This window comes from Rhizobium sp. Leaf453 (assembly GCF_001425605.1).
GTDB lineage: Bacteria > Pseudomonadota > Alphaproteobacteria > Rhizobiales > Rhizobiaceae > Pararhizobium.
Genome location: NZ_LMRG01000023.1, coordinates 607875 through 629424, shown reverse-complemented (window position 1 = coordinate 629424; position 21550 = coordinate 607875). Strand labels below are relative to the sequence as shown.

General features: G+C 60.0%; 18 protein-coding genes. 9 read left to right on the top strand and 9 right to left on the bottom strand.

Annotated features, from left to right (window positions below):
* Positions 1–92: 92 nt before the first annotated feature.
* The 3 genes from ASG68_RS21045 to recA all read right to left on the bottom strand — a co-directional run bounded on the left by ASG68_RS21045 (position 93) and on the right by recA (position 5086).
* Positions 93–944, bottom strand: coding sequence for an AraC family transcriptional regulator (locus tag ASG68_RS21045; protein WP_062610075.1), 852 nt, complete (start codon positions 942–944; stop codon positions 93–95).
* A gap of 161 nt (positions 945–1105) precedes the next feature.
* Complete coding sequence (gene alaS / locus ASG68_RS21040; protein ID WP_062580704.1) at positions 1106–3769, bottom strand: alanine--tRNA ligase; 2664 nt, start codon at positions 3767–3769, stop codon at positions 1106–1108.
* A 225-nt stretch (positions 3770–3994) separates the two neighbouring features.
* On the bottom strand, positions 3995–5086 hold the full coding sequence (recA, locus tag ASG68_RS21035; protein WP_062580701.1) for a recombinase RecA: 1092 nt from the start codon (positions 5084–5086) through the stop codon (positions 3995–3997).
* A gap of 236 nt (positions 5087–5322) precedes the next feature.
* Here recA and ASG68_RS21030 point away from each other — a divergent pair, with 236 nt between their 5' ends.
* Both ASG68_RS21030 and ASG68_RS21025 read left to right on the top strand, forming a co-directional pair.
* Complete coding sequence (locus tag ASG68_RS21030; RefSeq protein WP_062580699.1) at positions 5323–6270, top strand: carbohydrate kinase family protein; 948 nt, start codon at positions 5323–5325, stop codon at positions 6268–6270.
* A 28-nt stretch (positions 6271–6298) separates the two neighbouring features.
* Positions 6299–7228 (top strand): pseudouridine-5'-phosphate glycosidase, encoded by a 930-nt coding sequence (locus ASG68_RS21025; RefSeq protein ID WP_062580697.1) that lies wholly within the window; start codon positions 6299–6301, stop codon positions 7226–7228.
* Positions 7229–7310: 82 nt separating this feature from the next.
* Here the strand turns inward: ASG68_RS21025 and cckA are convergent, their stop codons facing one another.
* Positions 7311–9911 carry a cell cycle histidine kinase CckA gene (gene cckA, locus ASG68_RS21020; protein WP_062580695.1) on the bottom strand — a complete coding sequence of 867 codons (2601 nt, stop codon included), beginning with the start codon at positions 9909–9911 and terminating at the stop codon, positions 7311–7313.
* A gap of 345 nt (positions 9912–10256) precedes the next feature.
* On the opposite strand from cckA, the gene ASG68_RS21015 reads away from it, so the two are divergent.
* Positions 10257–11336 (top strand): flagellar biosynthetic protein FliO, encoded by a 1080-nt coding sequence (locus tag ASG68_RS21015; RefSeq protein ID WP_062580692.1) that lies wholly within the window; start codon positions 10257–10259, stop codon positions 11334–11336.
* Positions 11337–11452: 116 nt separating this feature from the next.
* Here ASG68_RS21015 and dksA read toward each other — a convergent pair whose 3' ends face one another.
* On the bottom strand, positions 11453–11872 hold the full coding sequence (gene dksA, locus ASG68_RS21010) for an RNA polymerase-binding protein DksA (protein ID WP_018324683.1): 420 nt from the start codon (positions 11870–11872) through the stop codon (positions 11453–11455).
* Between the two features lie 452 nt (positions 11873–12324).
* On the opposite strand from dksA, the gene ASG68_RS21005 reads away from it, so the two are divergent.
* The 5 genes from ASG68_RS21005 to ASG68_RS20985 all read left to right on the top strand — a co-directional run bounded on the left by ASG68_RS21005 (position 12325) and on the right by ASG68_RS20985 (position 18049).
* Positions 12325–14277: a putative bifunctional diguanylate cyclase/phosphodiesterase gene (locus ASG68_RS21005; protein WP_210173833.1), complete on the top strand. Its 1953-nt coding sequence runs from the start codon at positions 12325–12327 to the stop codon at positions 14275–14277.
* A 78-nt stretch (positions 14278–14355) separates the two neighbouring features.
* Positions 14356–14886, top strand: a complete 531-nt coding sequence (locus tag ASG68_RS21000; protein WP_062580690.1) for a SixA phosphatase family protein — start codon at positions 14356–14358, stop codon at positions 14884–14886.
* 111 nt (positions 14887–14997) lie between these two features.
* Positions 14998–16473 carry a YcjX family protein gene (locus tag ASG68_RS20995; RefSeq protein WP_062610073.1) on the top strand — a complete coding sequence of 492 codons (1476 nt, stop codon included), beginning with the start codon at positions 14998–15000 and terminating at the stop codon, positions 16471–16473.
* The gene (locus ASG68_RS20990; RefSeq protein WP_062580686.1) at positions 16470–17552 is read left to right on the top strand and encodes a YcjF family protein; all 1083 of its coding nucleotides are present in this window, start codon (positions 16470–16472) and stop codon (positions 17550–17552) included. The genes ASG68_RS20995 and ASG68_RS20990 overlap by 4 nt, the downstream gene beginning before the upstream one ends.
* An 89-nt stretch (positions 17553–17641) precedes the next feature.
* A complete protein-coding gene (locus ASG68_RS20985; protein ID WP_062580684.1) occupies positions 17642–18049 on the top strand; it encodes a GFA family protein in 408 nt (135 codons plus the stop codon).
* Positions 18050–18114: 65 nt separating this feature from the next.
* Here ASG68_RS20985 and ASG68_RS20980 read toward each other — a convergent pair whose 3' ends face one another.
* Together ASG68_RS20980 and ASG68_RS20975 are read right to left on the bottom strand one after the other, a co-directional pair.
* Positions 18115–18906, bottom strand: a complete 792-nt coding sequence (locus ASG68_RS20980; RefSeq protein ID WP_062580682.1) for a molybdopterin-binding protein — start codon at positions 18904–18906, stop codon at positions 18115–18117.
* On the bottom strand, positions 18903–19766 hold the full coding sequence (locus ASG68_RS20975) for a cytochrome b/b6 domain-containing protein (RefSeq protein WP_062580679.1): 864 nt from the start codon (positions 19764–19766) through the stop codon (positions 18903–18905). The genes ASG68_RS20980 and ASG68_RS20975 overlap by 4 nt, the downstream gene beginning before the upstream one ends.
* 259 nt (positions 19767–20025) lie before the next feature.
* Between ASG68_RS20975 and ASG68_RS20970 the strand changes: the two genes are divergently transcribed.
* Positions 20026–20580, top strand: a complete 555-nt coding sequence (locus tag ASG68_RS20970) for a hypothetical protein (protein ID WP_062580677.1) — start codon at positions 20026–20028, stop codon at positions 20578–20580.
* Positions 20581–20644: 64 nt separating this feature from the next.
* On the opposite strand, the gene folK is transcribed toward ASG68_RS20970, so the two are convergent.
* The gene (gene folK / locus ASG68_RS20965; RefSeq protein ID WP_062580675.1) at positions 20645–21157 is read right to left on the bottom strand and encodes a 2-amino-4-hydroxy-6-hydroxymethyldihydropteridine diphosphokinase; all 513 of its coding nucleotides are present in this window, start codon (positions 21155–21157) and stop codon (positions 20645–20647) included.
* Position 21158: 1 nt separating this feature from the next.
* A complete protein-coding gene (folB, locus tag ASG68_RS20960) occupies positions 21159–21527 on the bottom strand; it encodes a dihydroneopterin aldolase (RefSeq protein WP_062580672.1) in 369 nt (122 codons plus the stop codon).
* Between the last annotated feature and the right edge of the window lie 23 nt (positions 21528–21550).

Here is a 21550-nt window from a genome sequence, read left to right as displayed (position 1 = left end):
GCCATACCGGATGAGAATCGGAGATTTACTTAGCCGGCTCATCAGCGATTAAAGGATCCCCGAACGAACAGGCTCGATCGGGGATTCTCTTTTTATTTCAACGGCAAGTAGATATCGGTCAGCAGCTCCGTCGGCGCTGCATCGCGCGGATTGTTGATATATTCCTCGAACACCACGGTGTCGCGCACAGCCCGGCCGGAGATCGGCAGCCATTCGCCGTAGAGCCATTGATAGGCCTTGTGCATATCGGCATATGGTCCCTTGTGGCGCAGCACCGCATAGTCGCCGCCGTCGAGTTGACGGTGGACGAGCGGGGCCTTGGCCGGCACATCCACGCCGCCGGTGACGCAGGCGAAGGACCGCAGCTTGTCTTCGGGCACCAGATCGGGATCGTCGAGATAGACACCGATCATCTTCATGTCCGGCCGGAAAAGCTGCCGCGCCTGCAGTGTGCCGCCCGGGGTTTCGAAGGCGCGGCCGACCCCCATGTAGGAGCCGGTATGGCTCACCCCGATCAATTCGCGCGGGGCAATCGTTTTCATCGTGACGTCGTACATTCCACCAAGTCCCTTTCCGTTTGTCGATTGAAAGACCGTATGGCTGCCGTCCCTGCGATAAAGGGCCGGCGGCATGCCGAACACCGATTTGAAAATCCGGTTGAAGGATTGCAGGTTGGGATAGCCTGTTCGTCTTGCGATCTCCTCGACGGAAAGAGTTGTGCTGACCAGATCACCCGCCGCTCGATGCAGCCGAAGCCGCTTGACGGTCGCGGCCAGCGTCTCGCCGTGCACGGCCCGGTAAATCCGGTGCCAGTGATGCGGCGAAAGGCAGGCGATAGCGGAGAGCCGATCGAGATCAAGCTCCTCGTCCAGATGATCATGGATATAGGCAGATACGCGCCGCAAACGCTGCTCGTAAACCGCCCAGATGCTGCCTTCCTTCATGCCGATCCTCACACAAGTCGAACGGCCTGACAGAACCACATCCGGATTTGATAAATCCTGCGGACTTGGCTGCGAGCCATGAATATCAGCACTACCGGGCAAAAGAAAAACCGGACCTTTCAGCCCGGTTTCCCGATGTGTTTCAAGAGGCGCAGGCCGAATTAACCGGCCAGTGCCGCGCCGACCGCGTCGATCGCTTCCTTGGCCTTGGCACCATCCGGGCCACCGGCCTGAGCCATATCGGCCCGGCCGCCGCCGCCCTTGCCGCCCAAGGCGGCAGAGGCGATGCGGACAAGATCGACGGCGCTGAAGCGCGCGACAAGATCGTCGGTCACGGCGACAACGGCGCTTGCCTTGCCGTCTTCCGAAACGCCAACGAAGGTGACGACGCCTGAGCCGAGGCTGGTCTTGCCATCATCGGCCAAGCTCTTCAGGTCCTTCGGCTCGACGCCGGTCACCACCTTGCCGAGGAACTTGACGCCGCCGATCTCCTGAACCTGATCGGCGGAGCCACCGGCATCGCCGCCGCCCAATGCCAGCTTCTTCTTGGCCTCGTTCAGTTCGCGTTCCAGCTTGCGGCGCTCGTCCATCAACGCTTCGACGCGGCTCAGAACATCCGCCGGCTGGACCTTGAGCGTCGAGGCCAGCGTCTTCACCCGATCGTCCTGCTCGTTGAGATAGACCAGCGCCGCAGCACCGGTCAGCGCTTCGAGACGGCGAACGCCGGCGCCGACGGCGCTTTCGCCGACGATGCGCACAAGACCGATCTCACCGGTCGCGCCGACATGGGTGCCGCCGCAGAGTTCGACAGAATAGGGACGATTGGCCTTGGAGCCGTGAATGCTCTGCCCCATCGACACGACGCGAACCTCGTCGCCATACTTTTCACCGAACAACGCCATGGCGCCTTCCGCGATCGCATCATCGACGCTCATCAGGCGCGTGGACACCGCCGTGTTCTGCACGATGATCTCATTGGCCATGTCCTCGACGACCTTCAACTCGTCGGCCGACATCGGCTTCGGATGCGAGACGTCGAAACGCAGGCGCTCGGGTGCCACCAGCGAGCCCTTCTGGGCCACATGCGTGCCGAGGACTTCGCGCAGGGCTTCGTGCAGCAGATGGGTGGCCGAATGGTTGGCGCGCAGGCGTGAACGGCGGGCGTGATCGACGGTAAGAGCCGCGGCATCGCCGACCTTGACCGTGCCTTCATCGACGATGCAGGCGTGGACGAACAGGCCTTCGCCGCGCTTCTGCACGTCGGTAACGGACAGCTTCGCGCCATCGGTGGAGATCACGCCGGTATCGCCCATCTGGCCTCCGGATTCGCCGTAGAACGGCGTCTGGTTCAGAACGAGCTGGACGGTGTCGCCCTTTGCGGCGCTCTCGACGGCCTTGCCGTCGCGCACGATCGCCTGAACGACGCCCTCAGCCGTTTCCGTGTCGTAACCCAGGAACTCCGTCGCGCCGAGCTTTTCCTTCAGTTCATACCAGATCGTCTCGGTCGCCTTGTCGCCGGAGCCGGACCAGGATGCGCGGGCTTCCGCCTTCTGGCGCTGCATCGCGGCAGAAAACGCATCGGTATCGACGCCGATGCCGCGGGCGCGCAGGGCGTCCTGCGTCAGGTCGAGCGGGAAGCCATAGGTGTCATACAGCTTGAAAGCGGTTTCGCCATTCAGCTGGCCACCTTCGGAAAGATCGGCGGTCGCATCGGACAGCAGGCCAAGACCACGTTCCAGCGTCTTGCGGAAGCGGGTTTCTTCCAGCTTCAGCGTTTCGGAAATCAGCGCTTCGGCGCGGACAAGCTCCGGATAGGCACGGCCCATCTGGCCAACCAGCGCCGGGAGCAGCTTCCACATCAGCGGATCACGTGCGCCGAGCAATTGCGCATGGCGCATGGCTCGGCGCATGATGCGGCGAAGCACGTAGCCACGACCTTCGTTCGACGGCAGGACGCCATCGGCGATCAGGAAGGCAGACGAGCGAAGATGGTCGGCGATGACGCGGTGGCTGGCGCGGCGGTCGCCTTCGGCCTTGACGCCGGTTGCCTCTTCCGAGGCAGCAATCAGCGCACGGAACAGGTCGATGTCATAATTGTCGTGCTTGCCCTGCAACAGGGCGGCAACACGCTCCAGGCCCATGCCGGTATCGATCGACGGACGCGGCAGATTGATGCGCTCTTCCTTCGTCACCTGCTCGTACTGCATGAAGACGAGGTTCCAGATTTCGATAAACCGGTCACCGTCCTCTTCCTTCGAGCCGGGCGGGCCGCCCCAGATATGGTCGCCATGGTCATAGAAGATTTCCGAGCACGGGCCGCAAGGACCGGTATCGCCCATCGCCCAGAAATTGTCGCTGGTCGGGATGCGAATGATACGGTCGTCGGACAGGCCGGCGATCTTCTTCCACAGGCCGAAAGCCTCGTCATCGGTGTGATAGACAGTGACCAGAAGGCGCTTCGCATCGATGGCGAAGTCCTTGGTGATCAGGTTCCAGGCAAGCTCGATGGCGCGTTCCTTGAAATAATCGCCAAAGGAGAAGTTGCCGAGCATTTCGAAGAAAGTGTGATGGCGCGCAGTATAGCCGACATTGTCGAGGTCGTTGTGCTTGCCGCCGGCACGCACGCATTTCTGCGCTGTCGCGGCCGTCGAATAGGGGCGCTGTTCTAGGCCGGTGAAGACGTTCTTGAACTGCACCATGCCGGCATTGGTGAACATCAGGGTCGGGTCGTTGCGCGGCACCAGCGGGCTTGACGATACGACCTCGTGACCATTCTTTTTGAAGTAGTCGAGGAACGTCGACCGGATTTCATTCACGCCGCTCATATTGCGCCCTTACCTCTTGCATCGGACCGTCCGCAGCCTGCCAGGCTGAGCCGCGAACCGGAAAACTTTTGAAGACCGCAGGTCACCAGCCGTCCGCCGATCCCCTGCCATCCATTTGGAACACAGGCTTTTATCGTTCGGGCAAACCCCTGTCCAGCGGACAAAAGAAAACCGGCCGCCCTGGAAGAGAGCGACCGGCAAAGACCTTTCGAAAATCAGCGATTCTTATGCCAGAGCGGCATCGTCATCGTCTTCGCCGGCCTCAGGGCCACCGTTCTCGAGGAACTTCTCGGCAATCAGGCCGGCATTCTGGCGAAGCGCCAGTTCGATCTCGCGCGCCGTATCCGGATTGTCGCGCAGGAACAGCTTGGCGTTTTCACGGCCCTGGCCGAGGCGTTGGCTGTTATAGGAGAACCATGCACCCGACTTTTCGACGATGCCGGCCTTGACGCCGAGATCGACGAGTTCTCCGGTCTTGGAAACGCCTTCACCATACATGATGTCGAATTCGACCTGCTTGAAGGGAGGCGCCATCTTGTTCTTGACGACCTTGACCTTGGTCTGGTTGCCGACGACCTCTTCGCGGTCCTTGACAGCGCCGATGCGACGAATGTCGAGGCGGACAGAGGCATAGAACTTCAGCGCGTTGCCGCCCGTCGTGGTTTCCGGCGAGCCGAACATGACGCCGATCTTCATGCGAATCTGGTTGATGAAGATCACCATGCAGTTCGACTTGGAGATCGACGCCGTCAGCTTGCGCAGCGCCTGGCTCATCAGGCGGGCCTGAAGGCCGGGAAGACTGTCGCCCATTTCGCCTTCGATTTCAGCGCGCGGAGTCAAGGCGGCGACGGAGTCGATGACGAGAACGTCGATCGCGCCGGAGCGAACCAGCGTATCGGTGATTTCGAGCGCCTGTTCGCCTGTGTCCGGCTGCGAGATCAAAAGGTTTTCCAGGTCGACACCGAGCTTTCGGGCATAGACCGGATCGAGCGCGTGTTCAGCGTCGACGAAGGCGCAGATGCCGCCCTTCTTCTGGGCTTCGGCAACCGTCTGCAGGGCGAGCGTCGTTTTGCCCGAGCTTTCCGGGCCATAGATTTCGATGATACGGCCCTTCGGCAGGCCGCCAATGCCCAATGCGATGTCCAGGCTGAGAGAGCCCGTGGAAACGGTCTCGATCTCGACGATGCTGTCTTTTCCACCGAGCTTCATGATCGATCCCTTGCCGAACGAACGTTCGATCTGGGACAGTGCCGCTTCAAGTGCCTTGCTTTTGTCCACCGATTTATCCTCTACAAGCCGCAAAGAGTTTTGTGCCATTTGATCCACCTTTAGGTTATGGAGGCTGATGAGGCAATGAAGCCGCCGATGAAAGCTATGTACACTTTTTGTTCTCATTTCGCAAGAGTTATCTATCCATCTGAATCATAATAATAAACGATTGAGTGTTCTTTTCTTGTTCCAAACATCGCGGCACAGCGGGAAAACCATCCAGTGAACAGCCTATCCACACCCATGAAGAACGAATCGCCAGCAAACGGCACACGGGAAATCGCATGACGGGCAGACTTGTTTCCATCTTCGGCGGCGCACATATCGACCGTCGCGCGCGCATCGCCGGCACGACGGCGCCCGGTGCCAGTAATCCCGGCACATGGTTCGAGGAGGCAGGCGGCGGCGGTTTCAATGCGGCGCGAAATCTTGCCCGGCTCGGATTAGATGTCCGGATGATCAGTCCGCGCGGCGGCGATGCGGCCGGCGAAACAGTGGCGCTTGCGGCCGAACAGGCCGGCGTCATAGACAGGCCCTTCATCTTCCTCGATCGCAAGACACCGAGCTACACCGCCATTCTGGAGAACGACGGCAATCTGGTGATTGCACTCGCCGACATGGAGCTCTACCGGCTGTTTTCGCCACGCCGGCTGCAGCAGCGCGCCACGCGCGAAATCCTGTCGGAAAGCGACCTTGTCGCTACCGATGCCAACCTGCCGGCGGAAACTATCACGGCGCTGATCCGTAGGGCGAAGTCGGAATCAAAGATCACCGCCGGTATCGCGATCTCGCCAGCGAAGGTGGTGCGGTTCGATGCGTGTCTCGCCGATATCGGCTTCCTGTTCATGAACGAGGCTGAGGCGCGGGCATTGACCGGCAAGGATACGGTGGACGCGGTGCAGTGGCCCGCGATCCTGCGAACCGCCGGCCTCGATGGCGGTGTCGTTACTCGCGGCGGCAAGCCGGCCATCGCCTTCAAAGACGACCGGATCGTCACTGTTTCCCCGCCGGCACTCGAACAGCTCGGCGATGTCACCGGCGCCGGCGATGCGCTTGCCGCCGGTTTCCTGTGTGCCTTTCTCGACGGACAACCGCTCGAAACATGTCTGCGCACAGGCGTCGCGGCCGCAGTCATCACCGTGGGTTCGCCGCTCGCCGTATCGGAAAAAATGTCGCGCGAAGCGATCACCGAAGTGATTGATCTTGTGCCGCAAGCCGAAATCCTGTCATGAACGCGCCTTAAAAAGAAAAGGACATGCGATGACCAGACCAGCCTCCCCGTTCCTGCCAATGGAATATTCCAGTGAAGTCGCGGCCGCCAAGGCGCGCAATGCACCCATCGTCGCGCTCGAATCGACGATCATCACCCATGGCATGCCATTTCCTGGCAACCTGAATATGGCCCGCAGCGTCGAGGCTATCATCCGCGAGGAAGGCGCCGTTCCGGCAACGATCGCGGTGATCGATGGCGTGCTGCATATCGGTCTCGAAGCGGCTCAACTTGAAACCCTGGCGCAGACTGAAGGCGCCATGAAGCTGTCGCGCGCCGACCTCGCCTTTGCGATTGCCGAGCGCCGCACGGGCGCCACGACCGTTGCCGCCACGATGATCGCCGCCGCTCGCGCCGGTATCCGCGTTTTTGCGACCGGCGGGATCGGCGGCGTGCATCGCAAGGCGGAAGAAAGCTTCGACATCTCGGCAGACCTTGATGAACTCTCCCGCACCGGCGTCATCGTCGTCTGTGCCGGTGCCAAGGCAATTCTGGATATCCCGAAGACACTGGAAGTCCTGGAAACGCGCGGTGTTCCCGTCGTCACCTATGACAGCGAAATCTTCCCGGCTTTCTGGTCGCGCGACAGCGGCCTGAAGAGCCCGCTGATGCTCAACAGCCCGGCGGCGATCGCCAATTTCCAGAAGATGCGCGACCTGCTCGGTGTCGATGGCGGCATGCTGATCGCCAATCCGGTCCCCGAGGAAAGCGAAATCCCGCGCGAGGAAATGGAAATCTACATTACCCGCGCGCTGGACAATGCCGATCGTGACGAAATCACCGGCAAGGCCGTCACGCCCTACCTGCTCGACAATATCTTCGGCCTGACGGATGGCCGCAGCCTTGAGACCAATATCGCACTTGTTGAAAACAATGCGCGCCTGGCCGCCGAGATCGCCGTTGCCATGACGGTGGAATAGAGGATTTCAGGAGACTGCCGCAATAACGGGCGTTTCCCATCATTCACCATGACGCGCGATTGCGCGTCATGGTGACAAATTCTTAGCTGTCCAACATCTCGCGTACAGCGACAGCCAGCTGCTTCAGCGAGAATGGCTTCGGCAGGAAACCAAACTTCGCGTCGGCCGGCAGGTTCTTCGCAAACGCGTCTTCCGCGTAACCCGAGACGAAAATGAACTTCAAATCCGGATAATTCTTGCGGATTTCGCGCAGCAACGTCGGACCATCCATTTCCGGCATGACGACATCGGACACGACGATATCAACGGCGCCGTTGAGTTCATCCATGATATCCAGCGCCTCGACCCCGGAGCCGGCTTCATGCACGGTGTAGCCGCGGGTTTCCAGCATGCGCTTGCCGCCGCGGCGCACGGCTTCCTCATCCTCGACCAGAAGCACGACGGCGGAATTGCCTGTCAGATCGGCCGGTTCTTCCTGGACGGGAACCTTGGTTGCTAGCACGGGCACGGCCTGCACCTCGCCCGAATCGGCAGGCAACGATGCTTCCTCGACATAGCGCGGGAGCAGGATGCGGAACGTGGTCCCCTTGCCGACCTCGGATTCCGGATAGATGTAGCCGCCGGACTGCTTGATGATGCCGTAGACCATCGACAGGCCGAGACCGGTACCCTTGCCCACCTCTTTCGTCGTGAAGAAGGGTTCAAAAATCTTGTCGAGGATCTCGGGCGGAATGCCCGTGCCCTGATCGGATACCTCGACCAGGACAAAATCCTCCTCGGGAATTTCCCGACGGTTCAAGGCCGCGACCTCGCCGGCCGGCAGGTTTCGCGTCCGCAAGGTGATGATACCGCCGTTGGGCATGGCATCCCGGGCATTGACCGCAAGGTTGAGCACGACCTGCTCGAACTGGCCTAGATCCGTGCGCACGGGCCAGAGGTCGCGACCGTAATCGACTTCAAGCTTGACGTTGGTTCCCGTCATGCGATCCACAAGCATACGCAGATCACCGACGACGTCGGTCATCGACAGCACCGTCGGGCGCATGGTCTGCTTGCGCGAGAAGGCCAGCAATTGGCGCACCAGCACTGCGGCACGATTGGCATTGCGCTTGATTTCCATCAGGTCCGCGAAGCTCGCATCCGATGGACGGGCGGAAAGCAGAAGGTGGTCGGAGGAAAGCAGGATGGCCGTCAGCACGTTGTTGAAGTCGTGCGCAATGCCGCCGGCCAGCGTACCGACGGCATTCATCTTCTGTGTCTGCGCCATCTGGGTTTCGAGCGCCTTCTGCTCAGTGATCTCGACGGCATAAACGATCGCGGCCTCTTCCGGCGCCTGGTCGCTCTGGTCGATGACGGCATTCACATAGAAGCGGAAATGGCGGGTTTCATCGGTCGGATGCAGTGAATCGATCGGCGGGATGTCGCCCTGCCGGTCCTTTGCGGCTTCAAGAGCTTCGCGCAACCGGGCGCGTTCGCCATCATGCACCACCGCCTCAAGCAGCGCCCCGTGTTCCATGTCGTCCTGGGAAACAACGGCGGAAAACAGTTTGAGGAACGGCGCGTTGGTCCTCAGGATGCGGCCATCGCCATCAACCGAGGCGATCGCCATCGGCGTATTGTTGAAGAAGCGGGTAAAGCGCATCGCGGCAATCGAGGCCGACTGGTCGCTTTCATCGTCGTTCGAGCGGGCAAGCACGATTGTCCGGCTTTCTCCTGGAGCGCCGTCGCGCGCCGAGGAGACGCGATGCACCATGCGAACGGCAAAGCTTTGGCCGTTGGACTTTCGCAGGTCGAGATCCAGCGTCTTGGTTTTTTTCAAGCCAGGTTCGGCTTGCACCGACTGCACCAGCGCCAGCCCCTCGCCCGCCACCAAATCCGCTATCGTCATCGATCCCGGCTGAAACTTCGTGAGGTCCAGACCCAGCCAGTCGGCGAGCGTTGCATTGATGTAGAAAATCTCTCCCTTTTTTCCGGCTGAGAAGAAGCCGGCCGGCGCATGATCGAGATAATCGATGGCGTTCTGCAGTTCCTTGAAAAAACGTTCCTGATCATCTCGCTCAGAGGTGATGTCGGAAATCTGCCAGATGTAGAGCGGATTGCGCGCACCGTCCTCCAGTGGAAGAACACGTGCCTTCAGACGAAACCAGTGCGCGCCCGCCCCGGCCGTGCCGCCGCTCGGGCTCAGCGGCTTGAGCAGCCGAAATTCCTCATGGCCCGCCTTGCCCTCGTGCAGACCATTGGTCAGGCGATAAATCGCCTCGGTTGCTTCGCGATTGCGCGACAGGATGGTTTCAAGCGACTGGATGTCTGTCGCCTTCGTGGCGCCGGTCAGCGCACCGTAGGCAGCATTTGCATAGATGATGCGCCCCTTGCGGTCCGTGACCAGCGTACCATCCTGATGGCCGTCGAGAAATGCCCGCGCCAATTCGTCGGGACGAGACTGCGGCATGACCTCGATGAAACCGATGACCGAGGACACAAGAAAGAAAATGCCGACCATGGCCAGAACGCCAAGAATGCCGAGGACAATCTCGTTTTCGAGCTGGCTCTTGAAGATGACAAACGACACCGCCGAGGCGGTCAGTACGATGGCAAGCAGGATGATCCGCAACACCGTTCCGGGCCGGGTTCCACGGTCTACTATAGGCATGTGGTAGTCACCCGCCTGCCGCAATTTCGTCATAAGGCCCTCGTTTGGCACCGCGCTGCACGCACCCGGAATGGATCGTGTGTTCGGTCGGTATGCTCCGCTCGGCGGCAGCCGGGTCGGATAAGCAATCCGGCCGGCGGACCGCGAGACACCAAGCAGGAATCATCTTTACCAGCCATAGGGAAGAGCAGAAAGCACTTGCATGGAAGGCATTGATGTCAATTCACAGGGAATGTCCCCAATCCCCTCGCCGAACAGGATATGGACGCTAGATTGCAGGTTTGAGAATGAAGCCGGGACAATGCGCGATGCTGCTTGCCTCGGTTTGAAAAAAGCCGTCAAATAAAGGCTGAACCCGGTTTCAAAGGAGTACAGCACATGATTGAAGATATCGTTGGCAACAACGGTACCCGTTTCATCATTGCCGCGGGCGCTGTGGCTCTGGGTCTGTTGTGCCTTGTCGTCGTGCTTCGGTTTCTGCGGAACCGGCCATCCTCTCCCTTCATTCGCGGCGGCAAGAATCGGCAGCCGCGGCTTGCAGTTCTCGATGCGGCGGCCATCGATACGCGCCGGCGCCTGGTTCTGGTACGACGCGATGATGTCGAACACCTCATCATGATCGGTGGCCCGACCGATGTCGTCATCGAAAGCCGGATCGCTGCCGCGGCCCAACCGGCAACAATACCAGCGACCGTGACGCAGGATACTGTCGTTGCTCGCGTGCAAGCCGAGCGACCGGTACCGGATCGAGCGCTGCCGGAACGCCCGGTCGAGCGCGCCGTTCCGGAGCGCCGGGTGGCGCCGCAGCCGGAAACACGTCCGACGTCGGTCTCCGCCATGGGACAGGTGCTCTACGGCGAAGGTGCAGACATTGCTCCTCAACCCGTTCGCGCCGCTCAGCCGATCTCAACGCGATCGCAGCCGGAAACGGCTGTACGTCAGCCGCAACCGGAGCGGATTGTTCCCGTCCAAAGCCAGCAGCCGCCCCCGCAGCCGGTCACCTCCACTGCCCTGCCGCAACCCGTGGCAACCGTGGCCCGCTCGCCGGAAGATATTCTGGATGCCGCTCGCAATCGCGTGCTTGCTGCCAATCAACCTGTTTCAGGCGCACAGCGTCCGCAGTCCGATCCTACACCGGTCGTAGCCGCGGCACATTCAGCCGTGTCTACCCCCGCTCAGACGCCGCCGATCGGACAAAACCAACCTGCCGTCGCAAGCCAACGGGAAACATCGGCGGCTGAATTCGAGCGGATCCTCGACGCTGAAATCACGGGTGATCTTGGAAAGCTGACCGTGGATGACATCCGGCTGGAGGCTGAACAGCGTACCAATCCGGCCAATACCACCATCCGGCAGGAGCCCCGGCTTGGCACCGCCCCCGGCGGGCGCAACGAGCCTTCGCTGGAAGATGAGATGAACCGCATGCTGAGCGAAATCGCGGTGAACAGGAAAAGCTGATCGCCACAAACAACGGGCGCGCTGATAACGCTCCTGCCACACCTTCAAACGAAAAACGGCGCGATCATCTCGCGCCGTTTTTCTGTCTATGAACCGGTCGTCGAGTACGACGTTGCTTATTCGTCCCGATAGACCTTTTCCCGGCGCTCGTGGCGCTCCTGTGCCTCGATCGACAATGTCGCTATCGGCCGTGCGTCAAGACGCTTCAGGCCAATCGGTTCACCAGTTTCCTCGCAGTAACCGTATGTGCCCTCGTCGAGACGCTGCAAGGCGGCATCGATCTTGGAAATCAGCTTGCGCTGACGGTCGCGGGCGCGAAGTTCGATGGCCCTGTCAGTTTCGGAAGATGCCCTGTCGGCAAGGTCGGGGTGGTTTGCACTTTCCTCGGCCAGGTGACCCAGCGTTTCGCGGGCTTCGCGGAGGATGTCGTTTTTCCAGGCGTTCAGTTTTGCTCTAAAATATGCACGCTGGTTGGTATTCATGAATTCCTCGGTCTCCGAAAGGACGAAGGAACTAAGATCGATCTTCTCACTCAACGCGATTCTCCTGAAGAACATCTCATATGCGGCGGTGTATAGCCCTATGCATCGGCCGTTTCAAGCCTCTGAAAAACAGCACACCGTTTTTTAAGCCTTGCTCAGGTTACAGGCTAACAGACTAATATTTCATCAAAATTACAGGTTTAGGTTCTTGCACGAAATTGTCTTGCCGAGGATGCGGGGTAAATGTCTCAAATCTGTCGCTCGCCACGCGGAGAACGGGAATTTGAACAGTCGCCCCTTTGTGCAGCGCACAAAAAACAGACATTCTCTTTTTTGCTCCATGATGAACGGAGAGATCATCCAGCCTACAAAACAGTATTGACGGTCCAAAACCGCATGCACTTGCAACTCTGGGCGCTCATTTTAGCAAAACTTCATCTTTTCGATGGAAGATGCGCCCCGGGGAACCCGGAGGCTTTTGAATGTTTCGGCGCATAAGGATTTTTTTGGCCGTCGACGCCGAAAATCCACAATTGATCAAGGCGCAGCAGGCCGCGTTCATCAAACAGGTTCCGCTCCTTTACCTGATGCTGATGACCAATGTCGTCGCATTGTCGCTGACCCATCTGTCAGCCGCGCCGCCTATGCTGACACTGTACATCCCCGGCGCCCTGTGTCTTGGATGCTGCATTCGCATCCTTGGCTGGTGGCGATCGCGACATAACATCGTCAGCCATGAAGGCGCGGTTCGCCAGTTGCAGAGCACTGTCTATGTCGGCGTCCTTCTCGGTGTCGGCTTCACCAGTTGGTCGCTGTCGTTGTTCCCTTACGGAAACGCCTATACGCAGGTGCATGTTGCATTCTTCATGGCAATTACCGTCATCGGCTGCATCTTCTGCCTGATGCATCTTCGCACCGCGGCCTTGCTAATCGCCGGCGTCGTGCTCATCCCGTTCACGCTGTTCTTCGCATCCACCGGCAATGCGGTGTTCACGGCCATCGCCATCAACATGGCGCTGGTGTCCTTGGCGATGGTCTATATCCTCTTCAAGCATTATGCCGGCTTCGTGGAACTGATCGAATCCCAAAAGGCGCTGGTCGCCAAACAGGCTGAGACACAGAAGCTGAGCGAAGAAAACCGGCGGCTGGCGGATACGGACAGTTTGACGGAATTGCCCAACCGCCGCAGCTTCCGGGCCGAGTTCGTTCAACGGCTTGCCCGGGCAACGGCCGAACAGCGCAAGCTTGCGGTAGGGATCATCGATCTCGACGGCTTCAAGGCCGTCAATGACACTTTCGGCCACGCCGCCGGCGATCACCTTCTGATCGAGGCTGCCCGTCGCCTGAGGGAATTTTCAGCCGACGGCATCTTTTGCGCACGCCTCAGCGGGGACGAATTCGGCCTGTTAATCGATGCGGCACTCGATGACCCGAATCTCCTGGACCTGACCGAGCGGATTTGCCAGTCCCTGCAGCAGCCCTACCATATCCGGGGAATCACGGCGAACGTATCCGGTTCCTGCGGCATTGCCAGGCACACCGACGGCGGCAATGCGGTCCAACTGTTCGAGCGCGCCGACTACGCACTTTATCACGCCAAACAGCACAGACGGGGGCATGCCGTCGTCTTCTCCGAGGACCATGAGCGCCAGATCGTCAATCGCAGCCGCGTCGACCAGGAACTGAAGAACGCCAATCTGGAAGCCGAGTTCTATGTGCTGTTCCAGCCTTTCGTCGATAGCGGCTCACACGCCATTCTCGGATTCGAAGCTTTGGCGCGGTGGGAAAGCCCGTCACTTGGCCGCGTCAATCCGGATGTCTTCATCCCTGCTGCCGAACGCGGGGAAATGATGGGCACCGTCACAAACATCCTTCTGCGCAAGGCCTTGGCACAGGCGTGCCAATGGCCCGCCGGCACCCGCCTGTCCTTCAATCTTTCTGCGCGAGACATCGTTTCGCGCGAAACGATCGAAATGCTACTCAAGACGATCGCGGAGAGCGGCTTCGCTCCGTCCTGCCTCGATCTCGAAGTCACCGAAACGGCAGTCATGACGAATTTCGATCTTGCCGTCAGCAACATCAACCTTTTGATGGCGCCCGGCATCGGCATTGCGCTCGATGATTTCGGAACCGGTCATTCCAGCCTCGGTTATGTTCATCGCCTGCCGCTGCGCAAAATCAAGATCGATCGCAGCTTCATCGCCGACATCGACACCAATGTGCTCAGCCGCAACATCGTCCGAACGATCGTCGACCTCTGCCGCAACATCGGTTGCGCCTGCGTCATCGAGGGCATGGAAACGGCCGAACAGGTCGTCGTTCTGCGCGCGCTCGGCTGCGGCATCATGCAGGGATATTATTTCGGCCGCCCGATGCCGTTTGCCGAAACACTGGAAAAACTCTCTGCCCAATCGCATGCGGAAAAGGACTTTACGGAAAATCGATCCGCGGTGGCTTGATCTTTCTGAGGCCCCGGCGGACAAAGCTGAACGGCCGGACACACCGGTCGGTCATGTTACAATCCGGGATTCCACTTTATGTCCGCCGCTATCGCCCCGGCTTTCCGACTGTTTCTCCTTCGGCACGCCAATGCCGGATGGCCCCTGCCCGGCCAGACCGATTTCGACAGGACGCTCGACGATACGGGATTTGCAGCCGCAGAACTCGTTGCCGACATTGCTTCCGACCGCGACCTGAAGCCGGAGCTTGTCTTGTGCTCGACAGCGGTAAGATGCCGTCAGACGGTCGATGCTTTCCGTCGGGCGACGGAAGAGGACGTGGATATCCGGTATGTCGACGCGCTCTATACAGGGACTATCGATGTTTACCGCGACTTGATTGCCGGGCAGGATACAGCGATCGGATCCGTCATGATCGTCGGCCACAATCCTGTCATTGAGGAAATCCTGCGCGAATGTATCGGCGTGGAGTCGGCATCCGAAGTCATTCCCGCAGGCTACCCGCCCGGCGCCCTCTCAACCATCGATCTTGAAACACGGCCAAATGCCGACGTCCTGCCTCCCGGCAAGCTGACAGCCTTCGTCACGCCGGACGGACATCTGCGATGAGCGCCCTAAATGCGCAGCCAAAAACCTTTTTTCGGCCCGGTACGCACCCTATATCGCAGACGACCGAGCCTGCCCGGCACCCGATCCAACGCATATCCGAGGCCAGACATTTTGCCGCCATTCCTGACCCGCTTCACCGATGACGCAAGGCTTGCGATCGATAACCTGACAGATCGCGCTTCCGGCCTCGTCAATCCGACGCTGCGGCTTGGCGTGACCGGCCTGTCGCGGGCGGGCAAGACCGTGTTCATCTCGTCGCTGGTCCACAATCTCCTGAACGGCGGCCGCCTGCCCGTTTTCGAGGCCGTCCGCTCCGGCCGTGTCTCGAAAATCCGATTGGAGCCGCAGCCGGACGATGCCGTCCCGCGCTTCCAGTACGAGGACCATATCATGGCGCTGGTGCGGGACCGGGTCTGGCCCGATTCGACGCGGGCGATCTCGCAACTGCGTATCACCCTCGATTACGAAAGCGCATCCGGTTGGAACCGGCTGTTTTCGCCCGGCAGGCTGTCGATCGACATCGTCGATTATCCCGGCGAATGGCTGCTCGATCTTCCGTTGCTGACACAGGATTTCCGTACGTTCAGCGACCGCACCGTCGAGCGCGCACAAACCGGCGTGCGGGCCGAACTGTCGGCCGAGTGGCTGTCGCTGGCATCCTCGCTCGACATCACCCAACCGGTGGAAGAGGCAGATGCGCGTCGGTTGGCCGAGGTCTTCACGCGTTATCTTCAGGCCTGCAAGTCGGATGAGCGGTCACTCTCCACCCTGCCGCCCGGCCGTTTCCTGATGCCGGGTGACCTGGAAGGGTCGCCGGCACTCACCTTCGCACCGCTCGTCGGCCTGCCGGAGGGCCGGGCGCAGAAGGGCTCGCTTTGGGCGATGATGGAACGGCGTTACGAGGCCTACAAGACGCATGTGGTCAAGCCCTTCTTCCGCGAACACTTCGCAAGGCTCGACCGCCAGATCGTGCTGATCGACGCGCTGCAGGCGATCAATCGCGGCCCGGAATCGCTGCTGGATCTGGAGGGAGCGCTGGCCGACGTTCTGGCGAGCTTCCAGCCGGGCACCAATTCCTTCCTGTCGTCTTTCCTCACCAAGCGGATCGACAAGGTGCTGATCGCGGCAACGAAGGCCGACCACCTGCATCATGAAAGCCACGACCGGCTGGAACGGATTACCGAGCGGCTCGTCCACCGCGCCATCGAGCGGATCGGCGTCAGCGGTGCGGGGCTGGAAGTGATGGCAATCGCTTCCGTCCGCGCCACCCGCGAGGCCACCGTCACCCATGACGGACATGCCTTGCCCGTCATCGTCGGTACGCCGATCGCGGGTGAAAAAATCAACGGCGAAATCTTCGACGGCGAACGGAAAACAGCTATATTTACCGGAGACTTACCACAGAATCCGGATTCACTTTTTGAAGACCTTGAATCAAAACCGGAGGAGAGCCTCGTTCCGGACCTAAGCTTCGTGCGGTTTAGGCCGCCCCATATCGAGGAAACCGGTGCCGGACTGAAATTGTCGGTGCCGCACATAAGGCTCGACCGGGTGATGCAATTCCTGTTCGGAGACCGGCTGGAATGAGCGATACGCCCAAGATTCCGCAACGAAAACCAGCCGTCTTCACGCTCGAAAGCGATCAGCCGGGCACAGCCAAAAAACCAGAACCGGCAAAACGCACGCCAGCGAGCTTCGGCGAGAACATCGTCATGACAGCGGATGTCAATGACCCCTTTGCCGCGACCACGACCGGACTGCCTGATGCGCCGGAAGCCGTGCCGCGCAAGCGCCGTTTCTCCTTCGGTAAGCTTGCCTTCGGCGCGCTCGGCGTGCTCGTATCGCTGGCCGTTGGCCTTTGGGTCGATAGCCTGATCCGCGATCTCTTAACCCGCGCCGACTGGCTGGGTTATCTCGCCATCGCCACCGCCGCCATCGGCCTTGTCGCTTTCCTTGTCGTCATCGGCCGGGAGATGGCCGGCATCATGCGGTTGAACGCAGTCCAGGCACTGAAGCAGGAGGCGATCGACGCCAGCAAGGCGCCAACGGCAAAACCGGCCCGGCAGGTCATGGCGCATCTCGTTCATCTGCTCGCAACAAAACCCGAGACGGCACGCGGACGGTCGCGCCTCAAGGAAACGGACACGGAGATCATCGACGGCCCCCATCTGCTCGATCTGACGGAGCGCGAATTGCTGACGCCGCTCGACCGGCAGGCCCGCAGCCTGATCCTGAATGCCTCCAAGCGCGTCTCGATCGTTACCGCCGTCAGCCCACGCGCGCTGGTCGATCTCGGCTATGTCATCTACGAATCCGCCCGCCTGATCCGCGCCATGGCGGACTTGTATGGCGGCAGGCCGGGCACGTTCGGGCTGTTGCGCTTGATGCGCGATGTCATCGCTCATCTTGCGGTGACCGGCTCGATCGCGGTCGGTGACAGCCTGATACAGCAGGTGCTGGGCCATGGACTTGCCTCGAAACTCTCGGCCCGGCTCGGCGAAGGCGTGATCAACGGCCTGATGACCGCCCGTATCGGCATCGCAGCCATGGACCTATGCCGGCCCATGCCCTTCAAGGCCTTGAAGCGCCCCGGCATCGGCGATTTCATCGGCGACCTGACGCCGGGCAGTTCCCGGCCGAGAATGTCCGAGGACGATGGCAAATAGGTCGTTGCACCTCGGGTGCCGGCCCTCTTTAATACGGCGAGAGAGAACGGCTGCAGCGATTCCGCTTGGAACGAACAGGGGGTATCATCATGGCCGCAACCACCAGCGGATCCTGTTTGTGCGGTACCGTCACATTCGAAATATCAGGTGGGTTCGAGAGCTTCTTCCTGTGTCACTGCTCACGTTGTCGAAAGGACACGGGGTCGGCGCATGCGGCCAATCTGTTTTCGTCGAAAGCTACGCTGAATTGGATTTCCGGTGAGGGCAGCATCAGGACCTACAAAGTACCGAATACCCGGCACGAGAAAAGCTTCTGTATCGAATGCGGGTCCGCTCTTCCGAGCGTTCAATTGAACGACGTTTTGCTGGTTGTTCCGGCCGGAAGCGTCGATAGCGCGATCGACATCAAGCCGACCGCGCATATCTGCGTCGCAAGCAGGGCGGAATGGGACGAAGGTCTGGAAAACATCCCTCGGATTGATAGCCTTCCCGGTTAAGACCAATACCGTCGGACATGATTGCAGGAGATTCACTGTCTCCGCATGACCTATCGGTTTCCCTCTCAAATGCCGCCGTACCAATCGTAACCCAGATCTTCCCAGAATCCGCCCTTGCCGCGGCCGAACGGGGCGAGTGTCGAGGTCAGTTCGATGCCCTTGATGTACTTCGCCATCTTGTAACCGAGTTGGCGCTCGACACGCACCCTGAGCGGTGCGCCGTTGGCAATGGACAGCACCTTGTCATTGTTACCATAGGCGAGAATGGTCTGCGGATGGCGTGCATCGATGAGATCGATGGATTCATAGTAGGCGACTGCGCCTGATAGACCCAGATTCATCGTATCGTAACAGTGGAAAACGACGAACCGGGCTTCCGGTTTCACCTTCACTTGGTCAAGAATCGTGGCCAGCGGCACGCCGGTCCATTTGGCGATGCAGCTCCAGCCTTCGACGCAGTCGTGCCGGGTGATCTGGGTGCGGGCCGGCATGTTGTGCAATTCGTCCAAGCTGAAACTCAGCGGCTTTTCCACCAGCCCACCGACCGTCAGACGGTAATCGGTAAACGCCTTTTCCTTCAGCGCAAGATAGGCCTTATCGGTCGGATCGGTGGAGCCATTCGGGCGTTGGCCCTGCCGGATTTCGCTCGCTGCAAATTCCGGCGCCAACGTGTCGGCGCCGATCAGCATGCGATGGGCGCGGTAACTCAGGCTGTTGGCGGAGGCGAGGAAATCGCGCACCGGGCTCTGGCCGGACAGGACGCCGTCGAGCGCATCGCAGCCTGAAAGCGGGATGGCGGACGCAGCGACACCGGCGATGGTAAGGAACTTACGACGACTGATGATGAATCGGCTCATGCCGAGTGCTCCTCGTTCTTTTCTGGATCGGTTCGGTACCAGCCGGTGATGATCGAACGCAGTTCGTTGAGCGGTCCCGCCGCCAGAACCATGACGATGTGAATGACGAAGAAGGCCACCAGCGCCACCATGCACAGGAAATGGATCGTGCGCGCCGTCTGCCGGCCACCAAAGATATCCAGAAGCCAAGGCCAGCTGGCGTTCATGCCTGGCGACATCGTCAGCCCCGTCAGGATGATCAGCGGAAAAATCAGCAGCAGGACGCCGGCATAGGCGAGCTTTTGCAGGACGTTATACCGGCCGTTGTGATGGAACCGGAAACGCAAGTGATCCGAAATGCTCCGCGGCACGGCGCGAATATCCGCCAGCGACGGAACGATATCGCGTTTCAAATGACCGCTGATCAGGCTGCTGGCGAACCAGACAAGGAACGCGGCGACGAAAAACCAGGCGAAGAAGAAATGGACGACACGGCCCGTTGCAAGATCCTGATAGGATGGCAGCGTCGCCCATGCCGGAAAGCCGCGATAGGACGGATTGTCTGCCGGACCACTCATGCCGAAGACGCCGGTGGTCTTGAAGCTGCGGCCGAACACCGTTGTGTATCCATCCACCGTACCGTCATCAGCCCGGGCCGCATGCATGGCAAAGACGCTGTTATCGAACTCGAAGCCAGATTGCTTGCCGATGTAGAGCTCCGGATGCGCATTGAATATCTGCAGACCGCTCAGAAGCAGGAAAAACAGCGCAATCGCCCAGGTCCAGTGCGTGAGACGAGTCGCCACACGGTGACGGTAGATCACCCTGCCCTTGCCCGGCGGAGAATCGGTACGCGACTCGATGTCGTCAATCGTGGTCATATCGGCCTCCCTTATATGCGCAATTACGTAACAAACCGCGATCGGGTTTCAAACGCACGTCCTCTCACCGTCTCACACATCGTGGTGAGACTTTCGTGAAAGCCCATATTTCTCAGTCATTACCGCGCCGACAGCTCGCCAGATGAAACATTTCGTGAGCATGATTGCCAATGCCCGCAACCGCGAAAGCAACGCTCCATTAACCATTTAAGTGCAAATGTAGCCTCACATTCTGGACGTTGACCATCAAGGATTGTTCATGTTTTCGCGCCCGTCTTTGATCGCTCGCGGCATTGCCGCAGCCTCGCTTGCAGCCCTCACCTGCGCTGCCTCGCCCGCTCTTGCGGGCAGCAATGACAAGGCGTTCTTCGAACAGGTTGCCGGCCAGTGGAAAGGCCCGGGCGAGATCGTCGCCGGCAAGTACAAGGGCACCAAGTTTACCTGTGATCTGACAGGCGAACCGTCGGAGGGCTCGGCAGCCGGCATCAAGCTCGATGGCTTCTGCCGCGTCGGCGTCTTCAAGCAACCCATGTCAGCGCTGATCAGCCAGGCCGGCAAAAGCTATACCGGCAAATTCCTCGATGGCGCCAATGGCAAGGGTCTGGATATCGTCTCCGGCAATGTCGCCAAGGACAAGATCGTCGTCGGTATCAACCGGAAGAAGCTCAATGGCGCGATGATCGCCCGCATGCAGGGCGACTCGACGCTGAACATCACGATTTCGGTAAAGGTCGAGGACACGATGGTGCCGGTGATCGGCGTCAGCCTCAATCGCCAGGTTGACGATATCGCCGTCGGCTCGATCAAGCCGTAACACCAAGACCTTCACACTCTTGAAAGAGCCGGCCAGTCCGGCTCTTTTGCCTTGAAGACACAATTCAGGCAGGTTTCCGCCACCAGTCGCGATCGGCGTCAGCGATCTCGATGTACGCCACATCGGCACTCTTCAGCCAATCCCTCACTGCACGTCCCGACACCACCAAATCCGGCGCGAAATCGGCGAGAGGCATCAGCACGAAGCCGCGCTCCGTCATGCGTGGATGCGGAATCTGCAGCGTCTCTGTGTGCTGGGCAAGATCGCCGAACGTCAGGATATCGATATCGATAGTGCGCGGCCCCCAGCGTTCCAGCCGCTCCCGCTTCATCTGCTTTTCAATGGAAAGACAAGCGTCCAGCAGATCGTCGGGCGACAGCGACGTTCGCACCTGCGCGCAGGCATTAAAGAACCAGGCCTGGTCCGTCTTGCCCCAGGGCGGCGTGCGATAAAGCCGGGAAACGGCCGTTACTGCGCAATCCTCCCGCGCGTCGAGCAGCGTCAGCGCGCGCGCCATCGAAACGGCGGGGTTGCCGATATTGCCACCGAGACCGAGCGTAGCATCATGTGGGATCATGTCAGGCAAAGTGCTCGACCGTGACCTCGACATAATCGAGAACACCGGGAACAGGCGCATTCGGCTTGCGGATGGAGATTTTCGCCCGGCGGATCTGCGGGAAGCGTGAACAGAGGGTCGTCGCCACTTCCAATGCCAGCGCCTCGATCAGGTACCGCCGGCGACCGGTGATGATCTTCTCGATCTCGGTAAAGGCGATGCCATAGTGAACCGTATCGTCGATGGAATCATCGACGAGCGCGGTTCCCTGCTCCACATCCAGTTCGGCATCAACGAAGAAGCGCTGTCCAAGGAACTCTTCCTCATCGTGAACGCCGTGGCGAGCGAAGAAGGCACAGTTCTTGAGCGTGATTGTGTAGGTGGCTGTCATTGGTCGATCTTCCTTCCCAAGCC

Bases quoted from the DNA above. Each gene is read 5' to 3' on its own strand.
- ASG68_RS20980 (WP_062580682.1), bottom strand. From the start codon at position 18,906: ATGAGCCGATTCATCATCAGTCGTCGTAAGTTCCTTACCATCGCCGGT.
- ASG68_RS21000 (WP_062580690.1), top strand. From the start codon at position 14,356: ATGTCCGCCGCTATCGCCCCGGCTTTCCGACTGTTTCTCCTTCGGCAC.
- ASG68_RS20975 (WP_062580679.1), bottom strand. From the start codon at position 19,766: ATGACCACGATTGACGACATCGAGTCGCGTACCGATTCTCCGCCGGGC.
- cckA (WP_062580695.1), bottom strand. From the start codon at position 9,911: ATGACGAAATTGCGGCAGGCGGGTGACTACCACATGCCTATAGTAGAC.
- ASG68_RS21030 (WP_062580699.1), top strand. From the start codon at position 5,323: ATGACGGGCAGACTTGTTTCCATCTTCGGCGGCGCACATATCGACCGT.
- folB (WP_062580672.1), bottom strand. From the start codon at position 21,527: ATGACAGCCACCTACACAATCACGCTCAAGAACTGTGCCTTCTTCGCT.
- ASG68_RS21025 (WP_062580697.1), top strand. From the start codon at position 6,299: ATGACCAGACCAGCCTCCCCGTTCCTGCCAATGGAATATTCCAGTGAA.
- alaS (WP_062580704.1), bottom strand. From the start codon at position 3,769: ATGAGCGGCGTGAATGAAATCCGGTCGACGTTCCTCGACTACTTCAAA.
- ASG68_RS20985 (WP_062580684.1), top strand. From the start codon at position 17,642: ATGGCCGCAACCACCAGCGGATCCTGTTTGTGCGGTACCGTCACATTC.
- ASG68_RS21045 (WP_062610075.1), bottom strand. From the start codon at position 944: ATGAAGGAAGGCAGCATCTGGGCGGTTTACGAGCAGCGTTTGCGGCGC.
- ASG68_RS20970 (WP_062580677.1), top strand. From the start codon at position 20,026: ATGTTTTCGCGCCCGTCTTTGATCGCTCGCGGCATTGCCGCAGCCTCG.
- ASG68_RS21015 (WP_062580692.1), top strand. From the start codon at position 10,257: ATGATTGAAGATATCGTTGGCAACAACGGTACCCGTTTCATCATTGCC.
- recA (WP_062580701.1), bottom strand. From the start codon at position 5,086: ATGGCACAAAACTCTTTGCGGCTTGTAGAGGATAAATCGGTGGACAAA.
- ASG68_RS20990 (WP_062580686.1), top strand. From the start codon at position 16,470: ATGAGCGATACGCCCAAGATTCCGCAACGAAAACCAGCCGTCTTCACG.
- folK (WP_062580675.1), bottom strand. From the start codon at position 21,157: ATGATCCCACATGATGCTACGCTCGGTCTCGGTGGCAATATCGGCAAC.